This window comes from Bacillus sp. C28GYM-DRY-1 (assembly GCF_030519405.1).
Lineage (GTDB): Bacteria > Bacillota > Bacilli > Bacillales > Bacillaceae > Bacillus > Bacillus spizizenii_A.
In genome coordinates this window covers 256,178-282,062 of record NZ_JAUMKF010000002.1, presented here as the reverse complement: position 1 = coordinate 282,062, position 25,885 = coordinate 256,178, and the positions used below count along the sequence as shown (strand labels likewise).

The 25,885-nt window shown below is 43.4% G+C and carries 21 protein-coding genes; 17 read left to right on the top strand and 4 right to left on the bottom strand.

The genetic code is table 11. The features are described from left to right. Positions 1–490: 490 nt before the first annotated feature. From Q3W56_RS03515 to Q3W56_RS03505, 3 genes are all read left to right on the top strand, one after another. Positions 491–1,567 carry a response regulator gene (locus tag Q3W56_RS03515; protein ID WP_302894515.1) on the top strand — a complete coding sequence of 359 codons (1,077 nt, stop codon included), beginning with the start codon at positions 491–493 and terminating at the stop codon, positions 1,565–1,567. A gap of 314 nt (positions 1,568–1,881) precedes the next feature. Continuing rightward, on the top strand, positions 1,882–7,824 hold the full coding sequence (locus tag Q3W56_RS03510; protein WP_302894514.1) for a SpaA isopeptide-forming pilin-related protein: 5,943 nt from the start codon (positions 1,882–1,884) through the stop codon (positions 7,822–7,824). A 91-nt stretch (positions 7,825–7,915) separates the two neighbouring features. After that, positions 7,916–8,554 carry a class A sortase gene (locus tag Q3W56_RS03505; protein WP_302894513.1) on the top strand — a complete coding sequence of 213 codons (639 nt, stop codon included), beginning with the start codon at positions 7,916–7,918 and terminating at the stop codon, positions 8,552–8,554. Positions 8,555–8,694: 140 nt separating this feature from the next. On the opposite strand, the gene Q3W56_RS03500 is transcribed toward Q3W56_RS03505, so the two are convergent. Next, the gene (locus Q3W56_RS03500; protein ID WP_019715968.1) at positions 8,695–9,105 is read right to left on the bottom strand and encodes a YwpF-like family protein; all 411 of its coding nucleotides are present in this window, start codon (positions 9,103–9,105) and stop codon (positions 8,695–8,697) included. A 176-nt stretch (positions 9,106–9,281) separates the two neighbouring features. On the opposite strand from Q3W56_RS03500, the gene Q3W56_RS03495 reads away from it, so the two are divergent. From Q3W56_RS03495 to Q3W56_RS03480, 4 genes are all read left to right on the top strand, one after another. Then, positions 9,282–9,665 (top strand): hypothetical protein, encoded by a 384-nt coding sequence (locus tag Q3W56_RS03495; RefSeq protein WP_302894512.1) that lies wholly within the window; start codon positions 9,282–9,284, stop codon positions 9,663–9,665. A 76-nt stretch (positions 9,666–9,741) separates the two neighbouring features. Continuing rightward, entirely contained in the window at positions 9,742–10,083 is a 342-nt protein-coding gene (ssbB, locus tag Q3W56_RS03490) for a single-stranded DNA-binding protein SsbB (RefSeq protein ID WP_302894511.1), read from the top strand. A 224-nt stretch (positions 10,084–10,307) separates the two neighbouring features. Then, positions 10,308–11,084: a transcriptional regulator GlcR gene (gene glcR / locus Q3W56_RS03485; RefSeq protein WP_302894510.1), complete on the top strand. Its 777-nt coding sequence runs from the start codon at positions 10,308–10,310 to the stop codon at positions 11,082–11,084. A gap of 5 nt (positions 11,085–11,089) precedes the next feature. Beyond that, a complete protein-coding gene (locus Q3W56_RS03480) occupies positions 11,090–11,947 on the top strand; it encodes a Cof-type HAD-IIB family hydrolase (protein ID WP_302894509.1) in 858 nt (285 codons plus the stop codon). A gap of 120 nt (positions 11,948–12,067) precedes the next feature. Here Q3W56_RS03480 and Q3W56_RS03475 read toward each other — a convergent pair whose 3' ends face one another. Together Q3W56_RS03475 and Q3W56_RS03470 are read right to left on the bottom strand one after the other, a co-directional pair. Beyond that, the gene (locus Q3W56_RS03475) at positions 12,068–14,836 is read right to left on the bottom strand and encodes a DEAD/DEAH box helicase (RefSeq protein WP_302894508.1); all 2,769 of its coding nucleotides are present in this window, start codon (positions 14,834–14,836) and stop codon (positions 12,068–12,070) included. After that, positions 14,823–16,433, bottom strand: coding sequence for an SWIM zinc finger family protein (locus Q3W56_RS03470; RefSeq protein ID WP_302894507.1), 1,611 nt, complete (start codon positions 16,431–16,433; stop codon positions 14,823–14,825). The genes Q3W56_RS03475 and Q3W56_RS03470 overlap by 14 nt, the downstream gene beginning before the upstream one ends. Before the next feature lie 204 nt (positions 16,434–16,637). Between Q3W56_RS03470 and Q3W56_RS03465 the strand changes: the two genes are divergently transcribed. The 10 genes from Q3W56_RS03465 to Q3W56_RS03420 all read left to right on the top strand — a co-directional run bounded on the left by Q3W56_RS03465 (position 16,638) and on the right by Q3W56_RS03420 (position 24,841). Beyond that, positions 16,638–16,781, top strand: a complete 144-nt coding sequence (locus tag Q3W56_RS03465; RefSeq protein ID WP_003242876.1) for a YwzD family small protein — start codon at positions 16,638–16,640, stop codon at positions 16,779–16,781. 222 nt (positions 16,782–17,003) lie between these two features. Then, entirely contained in the window at positions 17,004–17,750 is a 747-nt protein-coding gene (gene tkmA / locus Q3W56_RS03460; protein ID WP_302894506.1) for a protein-tyrosine kinase activator TkmA, read from the top strand. Further along, positions 17,740–18,456: a CpsD/CapB family tyrosine-protein kinase gene (locus tag Q3W56_RS03455; RefSeq protein WP_302894505.1), complete on the top strand. Its 717-nt coding sequence runs from the start codon at positions 17,740–17,742 to the stop codon at positions 18,454–18,456. The genes tkmA and Q3W56_RS03455 overlap by 11 nt, the downstream gene beginning before the upstream one ends. 47 nt (positions 18,457–18,503) lie before the next feature. Continuing rightward, positions 18,504–19,268, top strand: a complete 765-nt coding sequence (locus Q3W56_RS03450; RefSeq protein WP_302894504.1) for a tyrosine-protein phosphatase — start codon at positions 18,504–18,506, stop codon at positions 19,266–19,268. A gap of 194 nt (positions 19,269–19,462) precedes the next feature. Next, positions 19,463–20,785 (top strand): UDP-glucose 6-dehydrogenase UglF, encoded by a 1,323-nt coding sequence (gene uglF / locus Q3W56_RS03445; protein WP_302894503.1) that lies wholly within the window; start codon positions 19,463–19,465, stop codon positions 20,783–20,785. Between the two features lie 356 nt (positions 20,786–21,141). After that, a complete protein-coding gene (locus Q3W56_RS03440; RefSeq protein ID WP_019715956.1) occupies positions 21,142–21,564 on the top strand; it encodes a YwqH-like family protein in 423 nt (140 codons plus the stop codon). Between the two features lie 9 nt (positions 21,565–21,573). Continuing rightward, entirely contained in the window at positions 21,574–21,834 is a 261-nt protein-coding gene (locus tag Q3W56_RS03435) for a YwqI/YxiC family protein (RefSeq protein ID WP_302894502.1), read from the top strand. Between the two features lie 18 nt (positions 21,835–21,852). Continuing rightward, positions 21,853–23,661: an LXG family T7SS effector putative deaminase YwqJ gene (gene ywqJ / locus Q3W56_RS03430; RefSeq protein WP_302894501.1), complete on the top strand. Its 1,809-nt coding sequence runs from the start codon at positions 21,853–21,855 to the stop codon at positions 23,659–23,661. Then, a complete protein-coding gene (locus Q3W56_RS03425; protein ID WP_302894500.1) occupies positions 23,651–24,115 on the top strand; it encodes a toxin-antitoxin system YwqK family antitoxin in 465 nt (154 codons plus the stop codon). The genes ywqJ and Q3W56_RS03425 overlap by 11 nt, the downstream gene beginning before the upstream one ends. A 9-nt stretch (positions 24,116–24,124) precedes the next feature. After that, a complete protein-coding gene (locus Q3W56_RS03420) occupies positions 24,125–24,841 on the top strand; it encodes an endonuclease V (RefSeq protein WP_302894499.1) in 717 nt (238 codons plus the stop codon). A 29-nt stretch (positions 24,842–24,870) separates the two neighbouring features. On the opposite strand, the gene Q3W56_RS03415 is transcribed toward Q3W56_RS03420, so the two are convergent. Further along, a complete protein-coding gene (locus Q3W56_RS03415; RefSeq protein WP_302894498.1) occupies positions 24,871–25,737 on the bottom strand; it encodes an AraC family transcriptional regulator in 867 nt (288 codons plus the stop codon). Positions 25,738–25,885: the final 148 nt, after the last annotated feature.

The following is a 25,885-nucleotide window of genomic DNA, read 5'->3' as shown; positions in this document are numbered from 1 at the left end:
ATCGTCAGCTTGTACGTTCCGTAATCCACGTTAATACCTTGCTTGGCTACTTTCACATTGCTGGGGACATCAACGAAGAGGGGATCTTTTCCTTTTGCAGAAGCGATCTCTTTTGACGACAGAATCTGGTTTGGATATAAAGTCCACTCTCCGTTCAGCTGAACATTCCCATCCTTCTGAAAATCCCATTTCTCCAAATCCATGACTCCATGCTTTGCTTCAGGAAGTGTTGATCCAGAAAAATGGTCAACGGCTATAAAAGCCATAAAGAATGCGGCATAACCGAAAATAATTGAAATGAAAATAATTTTTTCTTTCATATTAGTGCTCCTTTATCCAATAGGGTTTTAAATTCCTATTTTTATTCATAGTGTAAGTGTAAACTTTCAAAGATAGAAAGAAAAATAATCCAGATAAAGGGACAATTTGGCATGATATAATAAAAGTTATTTACTGGTATCTCCATTTTACATATAGGGTGTGATGTTTTGTGAAAGCGTTAATTGTTGATGATGAGCACCTGGCATTGCTTCACTTAAAAAACATGCTTGAACGGACAAACGCATTTCAATCTATAATGGCGTATCAAGATCCGATTGAAGCTCTGGAGCATCCAGAGATTCCTGCTGTAGATGCAGTGTTTCTTGATATTGAAATGCCGGGGGTTAACGGCATTGAGCTTGCTGAAGAGATTCAATCGATGAATGAAAACATCCAAGTGGTTTTCATCACGGCCTATAATGAGTTCGCTATCAAAGCGTTTGAGCTGAATGCCATTGATTATTTGCTGAAGCCCGTAAATTATAAGCGGCTCGAGACAACTGTTGAACGAATTAGAACGAATAATATGCTCAGAGCATCTGCAGAAAATACTGAGGCGCATTTTTCGATCCAATGTTTTGGAAACCTGCAGTTTTATCAAACCTTAAAGGGTGTCAAAACAAACATTCCAGTCAAGTGGAGAACGTCGAAAGCACGCGAAATATACTTATTTTTACTTCACAACCTAGGCCGCGTAGTCAGTAAAGACATGCTAATCGATCTTTTTTGGATCGATTATGATGTGACAAAAGCAAGCACCCAGCTCTACTCAACCATTTATCAGATACGGAAATTACTCAGCCAGATTCCCTTCAGCCAAACAATTGAGAAGACCGACACAGGATATATTCTTCGGCTTTCAGATGCAAAAATTGATGTTGCTGAATGGGAAAAGTCACTAAAAGAAGCTCCTCCGCTCAATACAGCTACATTACATCTGCACACGGATATTTTCATGGCCTATCAAAATCATTACCTGTTAGAGCACGGCTATTTGTGGGCAGAACCGGAAAAGACGCGTCTCGCCCAGCTTTGGCTTGGAAAGGCTTATGAACTGATCGATTTCCTTATTCGTGAAATGAATGATCATCAAGCGATGGATATTTGCCTGCAGGTCGAGAAAATGGAGCCTTTCGATCAAAAAATTATGCAATACAAGCTGCAGCTATTCAACAAAAACGGGAGGGTAGAAGAGGCGATAAAAGAATATCAGCGTTACAAACAAATGAAAGATCAGGTTAATTGAAAAGAAAAAACCTTCTTCAAACCAGTGTGTGTCGATTTCCTGCCGATGCACGCTGTTTTTTTTACAAGCCACCTAAAGGAAGGGTCTCGCCATATGTCTCCGCTTGAAATTTCAAATCTCCCCCATTCATTCCGTTTTTAGTTGTACAGAATTTGTATAGTTCCATTTCATACAATGTAGTTTGGTTCGGGTGGCAATGCTTAGTTTTGAAACTCATTCGGCAGTAGCAAGTTTTTGGGGGATGAGACATGACTTTATGGTCTCACGGATCAATCGGCAAGTGAAAAATAGATATGAATGGGAGGAATGAAAAGTTGAGAACGAGGAGTTTTCCCTTATGGCTGAAAAAAAGCGGGCGGATCGTTATGATCATAAGCCTGGCCATCTTTTTCTTCTTCAGCCAGATCGCCAGCTATACTCTTACAGCACAGGCTGTGGACGTCACGTCAAGCGACAGCCAATTCTTCGATTCGGTGACGGTCAAGGAAGGCAACGACCAGGTTGTTGACGGCACAAAAGGAAACGAACCGGCATTAAAGTCGGGGGATAAAGTGACACTGACATATGAATGGTCATTAAAAAAAGGTAAAGATACAGAAAGTGAACAGGGTATCAATGTGGAGATACCTAAAAGCTTTACCTTTGATAAAGGTGCAGACGGTGAGATTACATTTGCTGACCAAGTCATCGGCAGCTATCATGTGCCGGCGGGCGGCAGCACCATGACGGTAAAAGTAACAACTGCATCCGCGGATTCTCCTGATGCCAAGGGCGCCATTACACTGTCAGCCACGTTTACTGCAGATGTAAAAGAAGATGAACATACAGTGGCAGCCCTTTTTCAACTAGGGGCAGGCAAAACCCAGCAGGTGATCATCCCTGTTAAGAAAGATAAGACACCAGATGCCGAGTCGGAAGAGCCAAAAAATGACTCTTCTGAAACTGAGGGTGATCAGGAAGGGACAGATGATAAATCTGCACCATCAGCCAGCAAGGAACCCAAAGAAGAGGAACCAAAACCATCAGCCGACTCTAAGAGCAACGATTCCTCTCAGAGTGATGATTCAAAAAAAGTGTCATCCTCAAGTCAATCAGCTTTCAGAAGTCTGCAAACTGAAGAAAAACAAATCACACAACATATTTTAACCGGCGTGACATTGACGGATGAAAACGGAGAGCCATATGACAAGAGCAATCGCGCCAGTACAGATTCTCCGGTGAACATTTCAATTGATTGGGCCATTCCTGACGATTTAGGAAAGACAATCAATGCCGGGGATCAATATGAATTTGATTTGCCTAAAGAATTTATTATGCATAATGACATTGTGAACCTGCCATTAAGCGCCGGAGACACCACATTCGGGACATTTTCTATTGATACAAACGGACATGTGGTGATGACATTTAACGGCGAGGTAAAAGAACATTCTAATGTCAAAGGCACATTGGTGATCAATACGCAGTTTAATGAGAAGAAAATAACGGGATCGACAACACAAAAGATTCCATTTCCTGTGAATTCCGATACTCCTGAGACAACGGTTTATTTTAAACCAAATGTGAGTAAAACCATTGATAAATCAGGTGTGCTGGATAAAGGCATCAACCCCGGTAACGTAACATGGACGGTCGATGTCAATAAAAAATTGGATCAAGTCAAGAATGCCAAAATCACGGAAAGTCTTCCGGACGGCTTAATCTACCGTTCAGTTAAAGTGTATGAACTTAATGTGAACATTGATGGTTCTGTCAGCAGAGGAAATGAAGTGTCTTCCGGCTATAGCGTTGATACAAAAGGAAATGTCACATTTGATGGGACAATTGATTCAGCCTTCCGCCTTGTATACGAAACTGACATTGACAATAGTGCAAAGCCGAGTGAGGGCGGAAATATAACGCTGACAAACAAAGCAGCATTCAGCGGAGACAACCTGGAACCCATTTCTGCCGAAGCCACTGTTGCAGCCAAATATGGAAAAATGATTGCAAAATCATCAACCGGCTATAATGGAGAATCTCAAACATTCAGCTGGGCTCTTTTATACAACTACGGTGAGAAACAGATCGACCAATCCAAGGCCAGCATTAAAGATTCTTTTGGAACTGGCGATTTGCATCTTGTGAAAGATTCTTTGAAGGTTATTCCTATTACCTTTGGACAGAACGGCAGCGAGCAAGCGGGAACGCCTTTAAAGGAAGGCGAGGACTATACGCTGATCGATAATGGAACCGGATTTGAAGTCAAATTTAATAAATCCATTACTAGCGCTTATAAAATCACATATCAAACAAAGGTCAACAGCGGAGTGATCATTGATAAAACGACAGCATACACCAACAGCGTGGTGACCGGAACAGGGGATTCAAAAGAAGCTTCTGGAATAGCCATTCAACAAAACCTTATCAAAGGGTATTCAAATGTTGATTATGAGAAGAAGACGGCTGATTGGACGATTACAGTTAATAAAAACAACTATGAGATGAACAATTGGACGCTGGATGACCAATTCGAAAGCGGCGGATTGGTTTTGATTGATGAATCGTTCAAAATGCAAGACACAACGAACAACAAAACGTTGCAGAAAGACAAAGACTACACATTGACAAAAAAACCCGAACATAAAGGCTTTACTTTGGCATTGATCGGGGATTACGCGAAAACAGACAGTCAATTTAAAATCACGTATACGACAACATTCAATGCCGATTATTCTAACGAAAGCGTCAAGAATACAGTTCAGTCGACATGGACTGATCAATACGGCAATGAGCGCACGAATAAGGTATCAAGCGGCTTTACGCCGAATCATCAGACGACAAACAATGGATTCAAAAATGGATCATACAACGCAGTTTCAAAGGAAATCACGTGGAAAATCGGTGTCAATTATAATGGCGAACCCACAAAAAAACCTTATATAAAAGATGCCATAACAGATCCTCAACAATTTGTGCCGGGTTCCGTTGTGGTAAAGAGCTATACGATTAATAAAAACGGCTCCATCACAGAAGGAGACGTCCTTGATCCTTCCAAGTATGAGGTCGAAGAGCCTTCAGAAAAAAATGAACGAACTCTGACAGTACACCTTAAAACGAGCAATTCTGTGCCATACCTGATTGAGTTTAAAACAACGCTCAAAGGAAAGGTCATTGATCAGAATAAGTACACAAACAAAGCGACCTACCATAATGATGGTTATGCAGACCGCACCTTGACGGGCTCTGTCTCCGTTGTGGATGGAGGAAGCCTGATTTTCAAGGGCGGAAAACAAAATGGAAGCTACATCGATTGGAGCATCAATGTCAACTCCAGCCAATCAACGCTGGATGATGTTAAAGTCACTGACACGCCGGATGAAAATCAAATACTGGATGCAGATTCTTTTAAAGTATATCAAGCAAAATATGATGAACATGGAGTGGTCAAAGACAGCGGCGGAAATCTGACCGCGGGCGATGTCGAACTTCAAAAAGACAAAGATTACACGTTAGACATCAAAACCAACAATACAACAGGTGAACAATCGTTTGTCCTGACATTCATAGGCAGCTATAAGCAAATTGACCGTGCCTATGTGATCAAATACCGGTCTCTGATTAACATAGCCGGAACGAACGGCTACGTTAAAAATAAAGTGTCCATTTCAGGAACAAATGTGAAGGAGCAGACTCAAGAAACCAGCAGCTCGATCTTTGTTGCCATTTCAAGCGGCGACGGTTCGGGATCCGGTGAAAAAGGAAGCCTGACGATCTTTAAAACAGGTGAGGACAATAAAGCTTTAGAAGGCGCAGACTTTCAATTATGGTCTGAAGACGCCGAGCAGCTTCTGCGTACAGGTACGACAGATTCTGACGGGAAGCTTACATTCGGAAATATCCGCTACGGTTCCTACGTATTAAAAGAGATAAAAGCGCCTGACGGATATAACATCAGTGATGCTTATGCAAAAGGAGTCTCTGTTAAGATAGACAGCAATTCCTCCAAGACAGGGGCGCTGTACAAAGTCGTAAATCAACAGAACAAGGTGATGCTTATCAAACAAGACGAACACAACAATCCTTTGGCTGGTGCTGTTTTCAAGCTGGAGAAAAAATCAAATGACGGCACCTATACACTTATACGAACAGATATAAAATCCGATAAAAACGGCAAAGTAGAAATGAACGGTTTGGCGGCGGGCTACTACCGCTTGACAGAAACACAAGCTCCAGCAGGCTTTATCGTGAATACAAAAGCGATACACTTTTCAATCGCAAAGAATGAAAACAATCAAGTGTCCGATGTCAATTTAGGAGAAATGACCAATTATCAAGGGAAAGTCTCTCTAACGAAGGAAAATGCTGAAGGCCAGAAACTTGAAGGTGCAGTATTCAACATTGTCGATCAGGATGGAAAGCCTGTTCAAGAGGGACTGACCTCAAATAAGGACGGAAAAATAGAGGCTTCGGGCCTTGCGCCGGGCCGTTACGCCTTTGTGGAAACAAAAGCGCCAGCCGGCTATGTGCTGAACACAAAGAAAAAAGAATTTACCATCTCAGAATCTGCAGCAGGAAAGCCTGAAGCGGCAGATGCCGGAATTGCCGTTAACGATAAAGGCTCTGTTGAGCTGACGAAGGAAGATGCCGATGGCCAAAAGCTTGAAGGTGCCGTCTTTAGGATTATTGACAAGGAAGGAAATACGGTTCAAGAAGGGCTGACCTCAGATGAAAACGGGAAAATCACAGCCTTAGGCCTTGCGCCGGGACAATATGCCTTTGTTGAAACGAAAGCGCCATCCGGCTATGTGGTAAACACGGAGAAAAAAGAGTTTACGATCTCTGATTCCGCAGCAGGAAAACCGGAGCCAGTAGATGCCGGGGTCGCTATCAACTATAAAGGCTCTGTTGAGTTGGCGAAGGAAAATGCTGAAGGCCAAAAACTGGAAGGTGCAGTGTTCAACATTGTCGACCAGGAAGGACATACGGTTCAAGAAAAGCTGACTTCGGATAAAGACGGAAAAGTTAAGGCTTCGGACCTTGCACCGGGACGCTACGCCTTTATTGAAACGAAAGCGCCATCTGGCTATTTGTTAAACACAGAGAAAAAAGAGTTTACCATTGCTGAATCTGCAGCAGGAAAGCCAGAATCCGCAGATGCCGGAATCGTCGTGAACGATAAAGGATCAGTTCAGCTGACGAAGCAAGATCAAGATGGAAAAGGCTTAGCAGGCGCAGTATTCAAAATCGCTGACAGCAATGGGGAAACTGTGAGAGACGATCTAGTCTCAAAAGAAGACGGCAAAATTGAAGTTGATGGGTTAGCGCCAGGAACCTATCAATTTATTGAAAAAGAGGCGCCAGATGGATACCTTTTATCCGAAAAACCAGTGTCATTCACCATTAAAGCTGAAAATAGCGGCAAACCTGAACAAGTGAAAGTAACAGCGGTTAATGCCAAGAACCTTGTTGTACTCACCAAAGTGGATCAGCATGATAAAAACAAAGCTCTTCAGGGCGCGGAGTTCAATCTGACAGATGCCAACGGAAAAGTGCTGAAATCCGGCTTGACTACTGATGACAAAGGACAAATCACAGTACATGGTCTCAATGCTGGTGAATATCAGTTTGTCGAAACAAAAGCGCCTAAAGATTATCATTTAGACCAAACACCAATATCGTTTAAGATCACAAATACAGACACGAAACCAGTTGAAATCACCGCTGAAAACATATTGACACCAGGTGACGTGAATGTGACGAAAGTGGATCAAGACGATAAAACGATCGTTTTGGAGGGTGCTGAATTCAAGTTATTGGACGCAAGCGGAAAGCCTGTAAAAGCTGAAGGCTATGGCAAAGAGCTGCCTGAACTCTGGAAAACGGATAAACAGGGGCAGTTCACAGTAAAAGGCCTTGCGCCGGGAAGCTATCAATTGATTGAAACAAAGGCACCAGAAGGTTACAAGCTGGATGAAACACCGATTGAATTCACAATAGAAAAAGGACAGCCAAAAGCTGTTGAGCTCGTTATTTCTAATCAGAAAGTGAAAACACCAACGCCTGACAAACCGGATAAACCTACACCGGATGGAAATGTGAATGGAGATGGACATCATACGAAAACCAATGGTACAGATGGTGATTTGAACACAAACAATTCCCTTCCAAAAACCGGAGATGCAGACAGCACATTAACAGTAATGATCGGTATCCTGCTGTTAATGGCAGGAGGAGGCTTAGCTGTTGCCTCAAGAAAGAAGCAAAGAAAGGGATAAATATGAAAGCACCTGATCATTGAAAAATTGATCAGGTGCTTTTTTAAAAGTGATACAAGTCATTCTAGAAGGAAGGAAAGGAATTTTGTTTATGTACAAGAAAATGATCATTACGATGTTCATTCTTTTAGGACTGCTGCTAATCTGTTCTCCTTATTTGAAAGGAGGAATCATAGCTTATCTTAGCAAAAGCCAGAGTGAGCCGGCCTTAACTGTGGAGCAGCTGAAAAAAAATAATGAGAGAGAGGCAGATTTTGAATTTGAATCAATCAAGCCACCTGATTTGATGGAAGCAATAAAGGCTGGCTTTAATCACGATCAAAAAGCAGTTATCGGGCGGATAACGATTAAAAGTGTCAATCTGGAGCTTCCGATCGTAAAAGGCACAACCAACGAAAACCTAATGATCGGGGCGGCAACAATGCGCCCGGATCAGAAAATGGGCGAGGGGAATTATCCTTTGGCTGGCCATCATTTGAAGCAAAAGAGTCTTCTGTTTGGACCTCTTGAAAACATAAAAACAGGTGCTCAAATTGTCATCACTGATTTTAAAAAAGACTATATTTATTCTGTGACATCCAAAAAAATCATGTCGGAAATGCATGCAGAGGTGATTGAGGAGACAAATGAAAAAGAGCTTACGTTAATTACATGTGACAAGGCGGCCGAAACCGAAGGGCGCCTCGTTGTTAAAGGGGAATTGGTTGATGCTTTCGGCCATACAAATTAAACATGCAAGAGTGAAAGCACGAAAAATAAAAGCTGCCGTTTAAAAACGGCAGCTTTTTTAATATAGAACCTATTTATGCAAAATGTTGATTGTGGCGCTCTTCGCTTCTGTACGGTTTCGGGGAACGTATCCCCGCATTTTTATATCTTTTGCTTAAATGCCTCAATGAGCTTTGTTCCTGTATAGCCCTCTTTTACAAGGGATTCGAGGATGGTCTCAGTGCCTTGCTGTTTTCTTGTGACCATTTGTCCGTAGATTAAAACCTGTATGCTTTCTTCCAGCTTGACGATATTTTTCACTGCTGCTGTCAGCTGGGCGGGGCGATTGCTTTTTTTCGTGATCGTTACAAATACTTTGGCTTCAGTTTGGCTGTTTTGAAGCTGCTCAAAAAAAGACAGGTGTTCTTTCGCTACAAGCGCTTCAATCAGCCAGTGATTTTCACCGTCTTCTTTATTTATAATCAGTCCGTCAATAAGGGGAAACTGTTCAATTGATTTTTCTTCCTTGTCCACTCGTTCCACATTCAAGTCAACCAGTTTAAAGGTTTTCATTTCTATTCTCACCCCGATTACTTCCAAAGATTTCTTGCCTATCATTATAACATAAACGTTTTAGAGGAAAAAATGCTACAATTCTAGGGCTAAAGAATTATGTATTAGCGAAACATTTAATAATTTCTAATTTTTCATTATACTGTAATTGACTATGGATTACGGAGAGATGTGGTATGAATCAATTTCGTTTAAAAGAAATTTATATTGACGGCACTCCTTCTGAGGACTGTTTAATTGAAAAGGAAGTAACATATATGGTAAGCCGTAAAGAAGTGTTTGAGGTTCATCTAAACAAAAAAGGAAGCGTAAGCTTTTTATACGAAACGCAAGACGGCATGGAGCAGTATAAAATTAAGGTGTCACTGCCTGAAAAAAAGCTGAGCTTTCAGTGGTTTGCATGGGATGGTTCTTCCTATGTATGTATGAATACACAAAATCGGCTGACAAAGCAAATCTTTTTCCGGTTTTTAAAAAGCACATATTTCTTTAAAGGGAAAGAACAAAAGATGTTTTTAGCTGAAGGAAAAATGAAAACGAAAGATAAAAACAGGGGATGAAAGCCACTTTTACGCGTTTTTCTTTTCTCATTGCATCATCTACAATGCATATAACCGCAAGGAGAGGAGGAATCGCATGTTCAATCAGGTCATGCTTGTCGGACGACTTACAAAAGATCCTGAGCTTCGCTACACTTCCGCCGGTGCGGCAGTCGCACACGTTACGCTCGCGGTAAACCGCAGCTTCAAAAATGCTTCAGGTGAAATCGAGGCTGATTACGTGAGTTGCACACTTTGGAGAAAAACAGCTGAAAACACGGCGTTGTATTGCCAAAAAGGTTCTCTCGTCGGCGTAAGTGGACGGATTCAGACAAGAAGCTATGAAAACGCAGGAGGCGTTACCGTCTATGTAACGGAAGTGTTGGCTGATACTGTTCGTTTTATGGACCCTAAACCCCGGGAAAAAGCTGCCGATTGACATCCCCTGATCCTCCCCGTTTTCTAGCCATTCATATGATTCTAATCTCCGCATCATTCCCTCAAAAGTGACCAGTCGACCAGACTGGTTCTTTCTTTTGTATCGACTAGGAAAAATTGGTTCTTATGATGCGTTTTTACTTAAAATCACTTAATAATATTGAATGAAATTGGATAAAAACTTATAATTGCTTAAAGATAATTGAAAAGAAAAGGAATGAGGGCGTGTACCAAGAAGAAAGATTAGTAGCGATTTTGGATTTTTTAAAACAGCATAACCGAATTACAACGGAGCAGATCTGTAGGCTCCTTCAGGTGTCGAGGGATACAGCGAGACGGGATCTTGTGAAGCTGGAGGAACAGAATGCCATCATCCGTACAAGAGGCGGTGCTATTTTGCCGACTGTGCATCAGAAAATCCAAAGTTATTCCGGACGCTTGAAAACAGTGTCCGTGGAAAAAAACAAGATCGGCAGGCTTGCCGCATCGCTCATTCATGATGGTGACCGGGTAATTTTAGACGCTTCTACAACCGTTCAGGCATGTGCAAAGCATTTGAATGCGGATGGTTGTACGGTAATCACCAACTCGATTAATCTCGCAGAAGTACTGTCCGATAAAGAGGGAATTGAAATCTATCTGCTTGGAGGCAAGCTGGAAAAGGAGCACCGCTTTCTTTACGGTGCCTCTGTAATTGAAAAGCTCTCAAGCTACCACGTAGATAAAGCGCTGATCGGTGTGGTCGGCATCTCCGAACATGGCATTACAATTGCGCATGAAGAGGATGGCATGGTGAAGCGAAAAATGATTCAGCAGGCAAAGCAGGTGATCGCACTTGCAGATCATTCGAAACTCGGAAGTACCAGTTTTTATCAGTATGCGGAGCTGAGTGAAATCGATCTGTTGATCACAGACAGGCTGCCGAATCAGGCGTTTTGTGACTTGCTTGACTGTAACGGTGTGGAACTTCTCGTGACAGAGCAGGATGAAGGAAAGGGCTGACAAACGTGAAATTAATTGCGATTGACTTAGATGGAACCTTACTCAACAGCAAGCATCAGGTAAGCGTGGAAAATGAAAACGCGCTGCGGCAGGCGCAGCGGGATGGCATAGAAGTAGTGGTGTCGACTGGGCGCGCTCATTTTGATGTCATGTCGATCTTTGAGCCGCTCGGGATCAAAACATGGGTCATCAGCGCAAACGGCGCCGTCATTCACGATCCTGACGGCAGGCTTTATCATCAGGAAACCATTGAGAAACAACGGGCGTATGACATTCTCTCATGGCTTGAGTCAGAAAACTATTACTACGAGGTATTCACAGGTTCAGCCATTTACACGCCGCAACACGGCAGAGAGCTTCTTGAGGTTGAGCTGGACCGATTCAGAAGCGCGAATCCGGAAGCAGATCTTTCTGTCCTTATGCAGGCGGCCGAGGTGCAATACAGCCAATCCGGCTTCGCTTACATTGGCTCGTTTCAAGAGCTGTTTGAGTCTGATTACCACATCGATTTTTATAATATTCTCGGTTTTTCTTTCTTCAAAGAGAAGCTTGAAGCAGGCTGGAAAAGATATGCGCATGCTGAAGATTTGACGGTTGTCAGTTCGGCTGAGCATAACTTTGAGCTTTCTGCCCGCAAAGCTTCCAAGGGACAGGCGCTGGTGAGGCTTGCGGAACGGCTGAATATCCCGATTGAAGAAACCGCAGCTGTCGGTGACAGCTTAAATGACAAATCGATGCTAGAGGCGGCGGGAAAAGGTGTAGCGATGGGCAATGCGCGGCAAGATATCAAGGCGATGGCAGACGCCATCACCTTGACCAATGACGAACAAGGCGTCGCACATATGATTAACAATTTGCTGTAGGTTTATATGCTGCACCAAAAGTGCATCCTGTTGGTAACCGGCGTAACGGATTCTTTGGAAATTCGGCGTGACGGCTATGAACGGAAAAAAGCTGGCTCTTTCAGGAGCCAGCTTTTTTAATCATCGCGCTGAGGCGCTTAATGTAAACAATTCTTCGAGTTCCTGTGTAGAAAGCTCGGTTATCCAGTTTTCACTTTGGATAATTTGATCGTTCAGCGTTTGCTTCGATTCGAGCATGACATCAATTTTTTCCTCAATTGTTCCTGTCGTAATCATTTTATGAACGTGGACAAAACGCTCCTGGCCAATGCGGTATGCCCGGTCAGTGGCCTGGTTTTCAACCGCCGGGTTCCACCATCTGTCATAATGGATGACGTGATTGGCGGCGGTCAAATTAAGTCCGGTGCCCCCGGCTTTCAGTGAAAGAATGAGTGTCGGGTATTCTTTCTTTTGAAATTTCTCAACGAGTGTATCCCGCTCTTGCTTGGAGAGACTCCCGTTTAAAAATTGCACAGGTTCGCCGAACGTTTTTTCAAGCAGTCTTTTCATCATGTTCCCCATCTGAATGTATTGCGTGAAAATGAGGCAGCTTTCGTTTTGGGCGCGTATCGCTGTCATGAGTTCCAGCAATTTTTCAAGCTTGACTGATCTGCCGGCCAGCAGCTCTGTTTGATCTTCTTTTAAATAGAGCGCGGGGTGATCGCATATTTGCTTGAGACGTCCGAGCATGCTGAGGATCAACGCTTTTCGCTGCATGCCGGTCAGTGACGTCATATGGTCAAATGTGTCTTTGACAAGCTGCTCATAAAGTGATGCCTGTTCGGCTGAAAGCGGGATAAATTCTTTTTCTTCCAGCTTCTCAGGAAGATTAAGGGCGACCTCCTCATCCCGTTTCGTCCGCCGGAGAAGGAATGGGCGGATTAACTGCTGAAGCTGTCCGATTCTCTTTTCGTCCCGGTCTTTTTCAATCGGCAGCACATAACGTTTATGGAAGCCTGTCAGACTGCCGAGGTATCCTTTATTCATGAAGTCAAAAATGGACCACAGTTCAGTTAAGCGGTTTTCCATTGGCGTGCCGCTTAGCGCGATATGGTGAAGCCCTTTCAGCTTTCTGATTGCCCGTGATTGCTTCGTATGCGCGTTTTTAATATTTTGCGCTTCATCAAGGCAGATTGTGTTCCATGTCACAGAAGACAGCTCTTCTGAATCGGCGTGCGACAATCCGTATGAAGTGAGTACCACATCTGCGTTTTCGTAATGCGCGGCGAAACCATCACCTTTTGGACGACGCGGCCCATAATGGAGCGCGACGGACAGGTCAGGAGCAAAGGTTTGAAGCTCCCGCTGCCAGTTGCCGAGCACGGATGTCGGCGCGATAATCAAATTCGGCGTTTTTTGTCGGCCGCTTTCCTTTACGTGCAGGAAATAGGCGATCATTTGAATCGTTTTCCCAAGCCCCATATCGTCAGCCAGACAGGCGCCAAAACCGCTTTCTCGCAGAAATAGCAGCCAGTTCATGCCGTATTTCTGATAGGGGCGGAGAGTTCCTTGGAAAGAAGGGCTGACTTCGTGTTCCGGCAGGTTTTCCGCGGCTGTAAGCTTTCGAATCAGTGACCTGAGCTGTTTGGACAGATCAAATTGAATGTCAGCAAATGCGGATGTATCCATCAAATCTGAATCCTCAAGCCCGCCTTCCCCCTGATCCATTAATTCGCGCGCCAGAATATTAGACATATGGAGTCCTTCTGATTCCGCTTTTTCCATCAGTCGTTTCATTTGTTTGATAAACTGCGGATCGATTTTTACCCATTGCCCGCGTATATTAACGAGGCGTCTGTTGCTGGCGACAAGCTCATTAAATTCAGCCTCAGTCAGCTCAATTCCATTTGTTGCAAACCGCCAGTTGAAATCAAGCAGCGCATTCATGCCGACAAATGACTCGCCGCGCGGGGCGGATGACACCTTTGCCTTCAGCATCATGTTACTGTCTCTGACAATCTGCCACCAGGATGGGAGAAGAATTTCCACGCCCATATCGACAAGCGTCTCGCTCGCTTCTGATAGGAAGATCCAGGCTTCTTCCTCTGAAATCAGCGTTGTCCCGGAATCAAATGACAGCCACGGAACCGTTCTGTGAAAGCGGTCCTGCTCACGTGCGATTTTATCGCTATACGCCTGCCACGATTTCTTAAGGCTCTTCAGCCCGTCAAAAAATTCAACAGCGCCGCTCTTTTTATCGCGTAAAAACATCTCGATTTTCCAATCGTCTCCGTCAAAGTCTGGCTCATTTAAGCGCAGGCCGACTGTAAATGGAGATAGATCGTCAATCCAGCCGATCCCTTCAAGAAAATCCTTCTCATCGAGAAAATGTCCGCGGTATGTCGTGACCGCAGGCGATTTCTCCTTAATGTGTTCCCATTTTTCCCGCAGGCCATCGTCGTATTGGATATAGTCCTGCACTGCAGCGGAGAACCAATCCGCAGTAAAGCCATCTAGTATATTGTCGCGGTCCTTCCAGCGAAAAACACCGTTTGCCCATGCTTCATAGTCAGGCAGAAAATCGCCGTCTGCGATAAATTCATAGATGGTCGAGGCCGCCTCGATCAGCGGCTCCGTTTCTTCTGTAAGCTGCACGGAGCTGAATGAGTTGAACGAGTTTTTGCCGAGGAGCTCTACAGTCATCCATGGAGAAAGCAAAACAGCGGTTGTCCCGATGAAGCTGACGTCCTCAAGAAAGGTTCCATAAAATGAGGATTCATGCCATTGGAACAAATGCCTTTTCATATGGCTGTAGGGAAGTGGCTGCTCATTCTCATCAAAGGCTGAGAGCGTAAATGACCCATCTTCCATTTGTTCTACGTGGATGAGAATTTCTTTAAGACTCGCCATCAATCAACTTTCCTTTCTGCAGTTCTTCTTGAAGCGCGCGCAGGCGCTTGTAATGCGTGCTCAGCTGCTGAATATACCGCTCCCACACCTTCAGTTTCTTCGCTTTTCTGTACAGGGTGCGCAGTTTTTTCAAATACCGGGCGGCTTCTTTGTACGAGCTGCGGTTTTTCTGATCGATAAAAAAGGCCACTTCTCTGTGGTAAGCCGGGATCAGCGCCTCCGGATCACTCGCTGCAATTTCCTTCAGCATCATTTTATCCATTTCATAGATGGAAAAGCCGACAAGGCTGTGAATTTCAATCCACTCGGCATATCGTTTTTTCTCATATAAATGATGGCTGTATTCTGTGAACGTAAACGGCAGACAGCCTGCAGCATAGCGTTCAAACAGCGCTTGGTCATTGGTTTGCTTCACATAGGCATTCAGCAGAAGGAACAATTCACTAATCACGTCGCGAATCTCTTTAAACGGTTTATCCAGTTTCGTATAACCCATCGCAATCGGTTCAATCCGCTGGTACCATGTATTCAGCCGTTTCCAATCCTTCTTGGCCGTGATTTCACTCAGCCACTGAAACGTATACGGCAGCGCTTCCGGCGGGAATTCATCAGCTTCGGCAAAAATAACGTCATCATTCTTCTGCAGGAATTCCAAGTGAAGGCGCCCGAATTGCAATTCAGGTGAGAAACGCCGTCCGGCTTCTTTTTTCAAAATCTCCTGTTCGCGCGCCACCCATTTTGGCCGGGACAGAAGCGCGCTCCAAATTTCACCGAAGATGCGGATGCGTTCATATTGAAAAATATCTTCTTTCAACAGCAAATGTCGGATAACTTCCGGTGTTTTTTCCAAAAACGGATCAAGCGCAAATGACAGCGCGTATGTTTTTAATTTATCAATAGAGCTGTAGATCGTATCCATCAGCTGTTCAACATACGGATTGAGGGAATAAAAGTCTTGCTCGGGGTTCAATTTGCCCGCTTCAATCAATGTGAACATCCGAAGCCAAACCGCAATAGCGGAATGAATCTGGTACAGGCTTTTCAGCTCGGGCTTGTTCGGCGCATGCTTTTTTAATGCGGACAGGTAGCCGTAATAGAGGCCCTGCATGTTTTGGCTGCTTTCCGGCGTCCGCGCCTGCCAGAGAGAGAACTCTGAATCAAAAAAAGCGAGCCAGCTTGAAAGCAATTCTTCATTAGGCAGCACCTTTTCCTGAAATTGGCGGCGGACGAGTTCTTTGCTTTCCTCCAGCTTTTCCCTCTCAAGCCAATACGCTGTAAACATACCCACACGCTCGAACATTGCATATACATATAAAAAAACAGCCAGCATATGGCGGCAGATTCTTCCGGACGGACATGAACAGCCGCTTTTGGCTATGACAAACAAGTTCAATGTGACCCGCACAGGCACAACATCCTGCACGTAAGCCGTAACTTCCGTCGGACTTACTGCTTGTAAACGATAGACTGAATCCTGTCGATATAAAATAAGGGCTTTTTTGATCAGCTGAACATTTTCCTCATTGTAAGGAAGGAGTTCTTTCAACTGTTCAGCAGATGCCAGCACATCGTCTTTAGAAATCATATTCTGAAGCATGATTATCGCTCCTAACCGAGTCACGTAATAAAAAGATCCAATTTCTCTATTATATCGCAACACATCGGCCTGAAAAAGTTTTTCCTAAAAAAGGACATAAAAAATGGGATGTGTCGAATGATGTATTAGAGATTGCAAATTGATAACCGGCATCATATAATAATCGTGTTTTCAACTTAATGGAAGCTGAAAGGAATAAAAATGATGAGTGAAAAGAAATTGAATCAAGAAGAATTTCTGAAAATTTTGATGCATGCACATGAAATTGGTGAGCAGTCATCTGAAATGACGACGAAGGAAATGCTTGAAAATTTAATTTCTCATATTAAAAATGGATATGCAACGTAAGAATCCCGCACGCCTTTTGCGGGATTTTTTTATGCGTGATGACATAACTGGAATTAGGGTACAGGTCTGTCAAAACAGTGAGTGAAGCGCTTTCATTTTAATTGTCACACAACGTTTTATGAAAAAAATGTCGAATAATGTCATGGAAAAGCTGGAGAAATGCGGTTTGTACGTTGTATAATCGTAGATGGAAAAGGATGCTATAAGAGATTTGGAGGTATCATGGGAGAATCTACTAGTTTAAAAGAAATAATATCAACGTTAAGAAAACACATGCTTTTGATTATGATTGTAACCGCAGCTACAACTGCTGCCGGCGGACTCATCAGTTTCTTCGCACTCACACCCATCTATGAAAATTCAACTCAGATTCTGGTCAATCAATCGAAAAACGACCGAAAAGAAGTCCAATTTAACGATGTCCAAACCAATCTTCAGTTAATCAATACGTACAACGTCATCATTAAGAGCCCTGCCATCTTAGACGAAGTTATTAAAGATATGGGCCTGTCGATGACATCGCAAGAGCTGAATGACAAAATTACCGTATCCAGCGAACAGGACTCCCAAGTGGTCAACATATCAGTCAAGGATGAAAATGCGGAAACAGCGGCTCATATAGCCAATACCATCGCATCTGTCTTTCAAGACAAAATCACATCCATTATGAATGTTGACAATGTCAGCATTCTGTCAACAGCCGAGGTTACAGGACATCCGTCACCTGTATCGCCAAAGCCGCTTCTTAACATTGCCATCGCGTTTGCGGCGGGATTGGCGGGAAGCATCGGACTGGCCTTCCTGCTTGAGCTTTTGGATAATACGATCAAATCGGAAGAGCAGCTCGAATCCTTGCTGGACATACCGGTTTTAGGGACGGTTTCCACGATTGCGAATAAGCAGAAAACAGCGAAGAGCCTACACGGTATCCAATCTAAAAAAGTGGGGAGTGAACATTTTGGCGCTTAGAAAAAGCAGAGGCTCTTGGAAGCGGAGGAATGTCATTGCGATGACAGAGCCGAAATCCTTAAACTCTGAACAATATAGAACGATTCGTACGAATATCGAATTTGCTTCAGTGGACCGCCAAATGAAATCAGTAATCATCACATCGGCCTGTCCCGGTGAAGGAAAATCAACGACGGCTGCTAACTTGGCTGTCGTATTTGCCCAGCAGGGAAAAAAGGTGCTCCTCATTGATGCTGATTTGCGAAAACCAACAGTACATACGGCCTTTCAGCTTGAAAATATGATTGGCTTAACAACAGTTTTATTAAAGAAAAGCTCATTGGAGCAGGCTGTACAAGCCTCAAATGAAAAATATCTTCATGTGCTGACGAGCGGCCCGATCCCGCCGAATCCGGCTGAGCTTCTCTCTTCAAAATGGATGAAGGAGCTTGCAGACGAGGTGTGTGCGGCATATGATATGGTCATTTTTGATACGCCGCCTATTCTTGCTGTAGCGGATGCGCAGATTTTAGGCAACGTGGCTGATGGTTCTGTTTTGGTTATTTCAAGCGGGAAAACAGAAAAGGAACAAGCCGCAAAAGCGAAAGAGGCACTTGAATCGTGCAAGAGCAAGCTCCTTGGGGCGATTATGAACGGCAAAAAGCTTTCGAAGCACTCTGAATACGGATATTACGGAAACAAGGAAAATTTCATGCAAAATAAATAACGTGCAACTTGCCCGTTATTTATTTTTGCAAAAAAGGAGGGGAAGACATGATAGATATTCACTGTCACATTCTTCCGGCAATGGATGACGGGGCAAGCAATTCAGCCGACAGTATAGAAATGGCAAGGGCTGCTGTTTCTCAGGGAATCCGGACCATCATTGCGACACCGCATCATAAGAACGGTGTGTATGAAAACGGTCAAGCCGCAGTCAGAGAAGCAGCAGATCAGTTGAACAAACGTTTAATCAAAGAAGACATCCCTTTAACCGTTCTTCCGGGGCAGGAAATCAGAATCTATGGCGATTTGGAACGCGACCTTGCTGAACAGCAGCTGCTTACGCTGAACGATACGAAATACATCCTGGTTGAGTTTCCATTTGATCAGGTTCCCCGGTATGCGGAACAGCTTTTTTATGATTTGCAGCTGAAAGGATATATTCCGGTTATCGCCCATCCAGAGCGCAACAGGGAAATTCGTGAAAACCCATCCTTGCTGTATCATCTTGTCGAAAAAGGAGCAGCATCTCAAATAACTTCAGGAAGTCTTGCGGGCACTTTCGGAAAACAGATGAAAGCATTTTCTCTCCGGCTGGCTGAAGCCAATTTGATTCACTTCGTTGCCTCAGATGCTCATAATCTGAAAACAAGAGACTTTCACTACCAGGAAGCCCTTCATGTTCTTAAGAAAGAATTTGGTCCGGAATTTCATTATATGCTGACGGAAAACGCCGAGCTTCTCCTTCAGAATCAGACGATCTACAGGCAGCCTCCGCAGCTTATCAAAAGAAGAAAATTATTTGGTCTCTTTTAACAGCCGGTTCTCATTTCACCACTTTCATTCTGAGAGCGATATAATAGGATATTGTATGATTGAATCACATTTCAGAAATCTGTACAGGCTGTACTCGACAGGCTATGCGGGAGATCATCCGCATTCATGATAGGATGTTCTCATACGATTAAACGAAAGCTGCAAAGCAGCAATTTAACTGTTGGAGGGAAACAATGAATATAACAGTCATCGGAACAGGCTATGTCGGTCTTGTGACAGGTGTTTCTCTTTCTGAAATTGGACATCATGTAACCTGCATTGATATTGACGCTCACAAGATTGATGAAATGAGAAAAGGCATTTCCCCCATATTTGAACCGGGTCTTGAAGAGCTGATGAGAAAAAATACAGCTGATGGACGGCTGAATTTTGAAACGAGCTATGAGAATGGCTTGGCAGAGGCAGACATTATTTTTATAGCGGTCGGCACACCGCAGAAGAGAGATGGTCACGCCAATCTGGAGCATATTACAGATGCGGCCAAACGCATTGCCCGGCATGTCAAACGGGATGCCATCGTGGTCACGAAAAGCACAGTGCCCGTCGGGACAAACGATTTAATTGAAGGGCTGATCTCTAAACATCTTGCGGAGCCTGTCAGCATTTCGGTCGCATCCAATCCGGAATTTTTACGTGAAGGATCGGCGATCTATGACACGTTTCATGGCGACAGAATCGTGATCGGAACGGCGGATCAGAAAACAGCCAAGACGCTTGAGGAGCTTTTCCGTCCGTTTCAAATCCCGATTTATCAAACGGATATCAGAAGCGCCGAGATGATCAAATATGCCTCAAATGCTTTTCTGGCCACTAAGATCAGTTTTATAAATGAAATCTCGAATATATGTGAAAAGGTCGGAGCCGATATTGAAGCAGTCGCGTACGGTATGGGACAGGATAAGCGGATTGGGAGCCAGTTCTTAAAAGCCGGCATAGGCTACGGCGGCTCTTGTTTTCCGAAGGACACAAACGCACTCGTGCAAATTGCCGGCAATGTCGAGCATGATTTTGAACTGCTGAAATCGGTTATTAAAGTCAACAATAATCAACAGGCGATGCTGGTTGATAAAGCGCTGAACAGGCTCGGCGGGGTGACGGGAAAAACGATTGCCCTGTTAGGACTGTCATTTAAACCGAATACGGATGATATGAGGGAAGCGCCATCGATTGTCATAGCAGACCGTCTCGCTGCGCTCGACGCCCGTATAAAAGCCTACGACCGCATTGCCGCAAGCCATGCGAGGCATGTTCTCCCGCAGGCTGTTGAATATAAGGAGACGATCGAGGAAGCTGTCAAAGGCTCCGACGCCGTCATGATTTTAACCGACTGGGCTGACATTAAACAATTCCCATTAGCAGCTTACCAGGATTTAATGGAGACGCCGCTCATTTTTGACGGCAGAAACTGCTACACATTGGCTGAAGCAGCTGCCGCAGGTGTGGAGTATTACTCTGTGGGACGGAAGGCGGTTGTTCCATCAGGTGCAATTCAATAATTGGAAAAGAGAAAACTGGCTGGCAGCCAGTTTTTTCTTTTCTCTAGGATTTAAATTAAAACAAAATAGGCTTTACGACAAAAGACAGATCATTAACATCTGTCTTTTTCAAGTGTCTTTATAACTACGACTATAGGTGTTTTTATCTTATGAAACGCTTTCATTGACTGCATAACGAACAAAAACAAGATCATAGACCTACATATTATGAGTGTTATACGCCTAAATTAAGCCGTTTACCCTATTTAAGCCGTCTTCTGGCTATTTTAAAATATAATATATGGAAATAAAGTATGGAAAAGTCTATCTTCATCAGCCCCTCCATACGACTTTTTGAGTATTAAGAGGTGAATCAGATGGGTTATGAAAGTATGTTAGCGGATATCAAAAGTTCGCTCAACGGAAAAATTTCCGACGTAGAAGACAAGATCGAAAAGCTGAAAAAAGCAAAAAAGGATATAGACACACTGCAAGAAGAAGCAATCACTGAAATCAAAGAAATTGTGAAACCGGAATTGGGCAAGCACTGGACGGGAACAAAAGCGGATGATTTTGACAAGGGCAGAGAAGAGGCGAAATCGGAAGCTTCCAAGATTGTGAATGATAAATACAACGGGTATATGGCTTCGATTCAAAGCAAAATATTCTGGCTTGAAAAAGAGAAATTTGATCTGAATTTAACAAAAAGCGCAGCGAATGCCGCAGGCGACCTTCTTGCTAAGGGAGAAGATTTCGTAGAAGAAGCAGGAAGACAAATTAGTAAACTAAAATGGTGGTGATCTTTTTTTATGTCAGAAATTAAGCTGAAGTACGACACAGTCATCAAAACATTGAATTCTGTCAAAGACGCGCTTGCTGATGTATCAATCGGCGCCGCGGGATCCAACGGAAAAAACAGCCTCGATTATACGAAAAAATATCATGAGCGTGAGGAGAACATCAAAACCATGCTCGGAGATTATAAAAAAGCGGTGCAGAAAAATATCGAGGATACAAAGGATAACGTAGATTCACTTAAAGAGCAGGACGAGGCGATCGCTGTAAAATAGAACAGAAAGGGCAGTGCGATGAGCAAAGTATTTGAATCTAAATCTTTAATCGAAGAAGCGAAGAGCAGAAAAAAGCAATATGAGACGCTTGAGGAGCAGCTGAATACGCTGAAAAAAGCGTTTCAGGAAGTGGCGGATTTAGGCGACAATTTTAAAGGAAAAGGCGCGGACAATATTAAAGATTTCTTTCAGGGGCAGGCGGAAATCGTTGACAGCTGGCTGACGCTTGTCTCTGCTCAAATTGCGTTTTTAAATGGCATTTCAGGAGACATTAAAGATCAAGAACTGAATGATTCATATGTGGAAACTTCTTACTTGGATCACGAGCTGACCAATGGAGACCTGAAAGCCTCAGAGATTGTCTCCGCTCATAAAGCAGAAATCGATTCCATTTTGTCAGGCATCAGCGATATTATTGATCTCGACATGTACACGCTTGACGAGTATGCCGATAAGATGGGCGATGCCCAAAAAATCAGACGTGATACAATCTCAGCAGTCGATAAGCTTGATAAATCCCTGACCACTGAGTATCAAAATTTAGAATCTCTGGACAACGCAGTGCTCACCAAATATTCTGTTCTCATGCAGGCCACCAGCAACGGGAAAAGCGCTTCCCCTATGTACTATGACAAAAAAGCCTTCCACAGCAATGAAGTCTACAAAAGCGTCATAGAAGTAGAAAAGCAAGGAACAACCTATATCGATGCAAAAGCCCAGCAAGCCGAAGCAAGACAGCTTCAGGAAAAAGCGGAAGAAGAAGCAAATAAACCATGGTACGAAAAAACATGGGATGGAGTTTGCAACTTTACTGGAGAAGTCACTGGCTATTATGATTATAAAAGAGCAACCGAAGGTATTGATCCGGTTACCGGCGAAAAACTCTCCACCGCAGAGCGTGTGACAGCAGGAGCGATGGCCGCAGCCGGCTTCATACCGGTCGTCGGCTGGGCGGGCCGCGCCTTCAAAGGCGGAAAAGCCATCTACAAAACCGGAAAAGCTGCGATCGCGGCCGAACACGCTTTAGACGCCTACAAAACCGGCAAATCCCTAGACATTCTCAAAATGTCAGAAATGGGCGCATACGGCCTTGTTGCTTCTAACGGATTCTCAGAAGCCGTGACAGGCAGAGACATGTTTGGAAACAAAGTGTCTGAGGAGAAGCGGAAGACGGGCGCGCTGGAAGCCATTACTATGATTGGTGGAGCAGGATTGGCACACTACTCTGATCGGTTGTACCAAAAAAATGCTCCGTATGTCAATAAAGTGGGTAATGAAAGCCTTAGTAGCAATATTGCTAAGACTAGTGAGGAAAAACAAACTAGACTTCAATATTTAAGAAATAAGCATGGTGTATTGACTAAAGAAGATCTTCACCATCGAATAAATCTAAGAGCAGAAGTACTAAACGAACTTAGTAAAATTAAATCATCTGGTCTAACTAAAAAACAAAGAGGTCCTGCGGTAGCTGGTGTATTGGACAAAAAAACAGGCAAGTATTATTTTGGAATTAACAATATAGATGGAAAGCTACCTAAGGTACTACATCCACTTATTCATGATAGAATCGTAAATATGCCTGTAGAACTTAAAGAAGGTTATATAAAAACATCAGGGGCAGGTTCTCATGCCGAAGTTAATGCTCTAAATGAAGCATTATTACAAAGACCTGATGCGGATTTAAAAGATTTAATGGTATATGTAGTAAGTGCGAGGAAAATAAATAAAAAGATGCCAGAAGGTGTCCCAATGCCTAGATGTCCGCATTGTGAATATATAACTCAAAATACAAATTATATACCGGAGGCTTTAAAGTATGGAAAATGAATATGATATGAAAAGTATAAAAGAAAAGGGAGTGGACTTTGAGGATTTATGGTTCTCTTCGGTAAGTGACGAGATTCTGGATAATCCAGAAGACGAAAATGGACAGCCGTTTACAGGGCTGGCTTACGAATTATATCCAAATGGACAAATCATCTATTCTACTAGATATAAGAATGGTCTGGCTCATGGTTTAACATGTGAATTTTATGAAAACGGGAATAAAAAAAGTGAAAAAGAATACCGATATGGGCAATTGCACGGTAAAAGCATAATTTGGTTTGAAAATGGTAGAAAAAAAAGTGAGCAGCAATATGAGCATTCCATACTAATTTCCGAAAAGAATTGGGATGAAGAAGGCAACCTATTAAATCAGTATGAGATAGATACAGATAGTCCTCATTTTGAAATACTAGAATCGAGAAGAGAAACTCACATTAATTTAGGTCGAGAGTGAACAACCGTTATGAAGTTATTTGATGTGCATAATTTTGATATGAAAAAGGAACAGGATTTTTTACAGGTACAATTTAACCTTAAAAATCGTATCAACCTATCACCCTCCATCACCCCAGACTCCATCAAAACCTGCGCAGGCGTCGACCTCGCTTATTGGGAGCAGGATGGCGAGCCGTATGGGGTGTGCAGCATTATCGTGATTGACGCCGATACGAAAGAAGTCATTGAAAAAGTGCACAGCATGGGGAAAATCAGCGTACCGTATGTGTCTGGTTTCCTTGCGTTTCGCGAGCTGCCGCTGATCATCGAGGCGGCCAAAAAACTGAAGATAGAACCGGATGTGTTTTTGTTTGATGGCAACGGGTATCTGCATTACAACCATATGGGCGTTGCCACACATGCGGCTTTTTTTCTTGGTAAGCCGACAATTGGGATTGCGAAAACCTATCTCAAAATCAAAGGCTGTGATTTTGTAATGCCTGAAAATGAAATTGGCGCATATACCGATATTATCATTGACGGTGAGGTATATGGACGGGCATTGCGGACGCGGCGGGACGTGAAGCCTATCTTCTTATCTTGCGGAAATCATATTGATTTAGAAAGCAGCTATCAGATCACGATGAGCCTGATCAATCAAGAAAGCAGGCTGCCGATTCCTGTCCGCCTTGCTGACCTAGAAACACATGTCTTGCGAACGCTCTATCAGAAAAATCACGCGTAACACTTGCAGGCCCAATCTGCAAGTGTTTTTTATTGATTTCTGTATACTTCGCTTATATATACAGACGGGGATACGCCGGTGACCCGTTTGAACACTCTGCTGAAATAAAAAGGATTAGAAAAGCCTAATGCGCTGCTGACTTCGGTTACGTTTAAGTTGCTAGTTTTGAATAGATCAATTGCTTGTGCAATCAGCAGTTCATTTTTATAAGCCGTTATGCTTTTCCCGGTTTGCTTTTTGAAGAGGGAGGAAAGGTAGGCATAATTCATTTCTAGAGCATCCTCAAAATCTCTGCTGACCAGCTTTGCATGCTTGTTACGGTGCATAAATTCAATAATTCTGCTGATAACCCTTGAAGAGCTTGTGCCGGCCTGACTGTTTATCGCATTGCTATACAGATCAATGAAGAATTGATAGGTGAGAGAACACGCTTGGAGTGCCCTGAAAGCATTTGGTGATTCAAAGGCATGAATAATGCTGCTCAGCTGTTTTTCTGTGTACTCACGATGAGAGACAGAACCGCTTTTCGGGAAGGTTAATTGCGAAGAATAGATGCTGTCGAGAAGGATTGGTGAATTGTGAAATGGAGAGAACTCCTCCTCCGCATTCAAGGAAGGTTCAGCATAAAAATGAATGTAGTACCATTCGGTGCCGGGTGTATAAAAATCACCTCCCCAATGGGGTGCATTGTTCTTAAGAAAAAGATATCCCCCCGCCTGAATGCGGTACTCGTTTTCGTTCTCAAATACATGGATTGCACCTTGTTTTACGTAAAAAAATACGCTGATTCTATCCATCGTCCTGTCAGGGTGACGTAAAGCCCCTTTTGTATCCTTCATATGTCCGGCCTCACGGATCTTAGGGAGATGATTGGCTTGGAGTTTTACTTCATACATGGCTTCACCATCTTTCGTTATTCTTATCTCCAGTGTAACGGTTCAATCTAAAAAAAGGATATGTTTTTGATAAATATTGAATTCACATCCCATATCATCATTTGGATAATGAAAGCATCACCACAAATGATGAAACGTGATAGGGGGA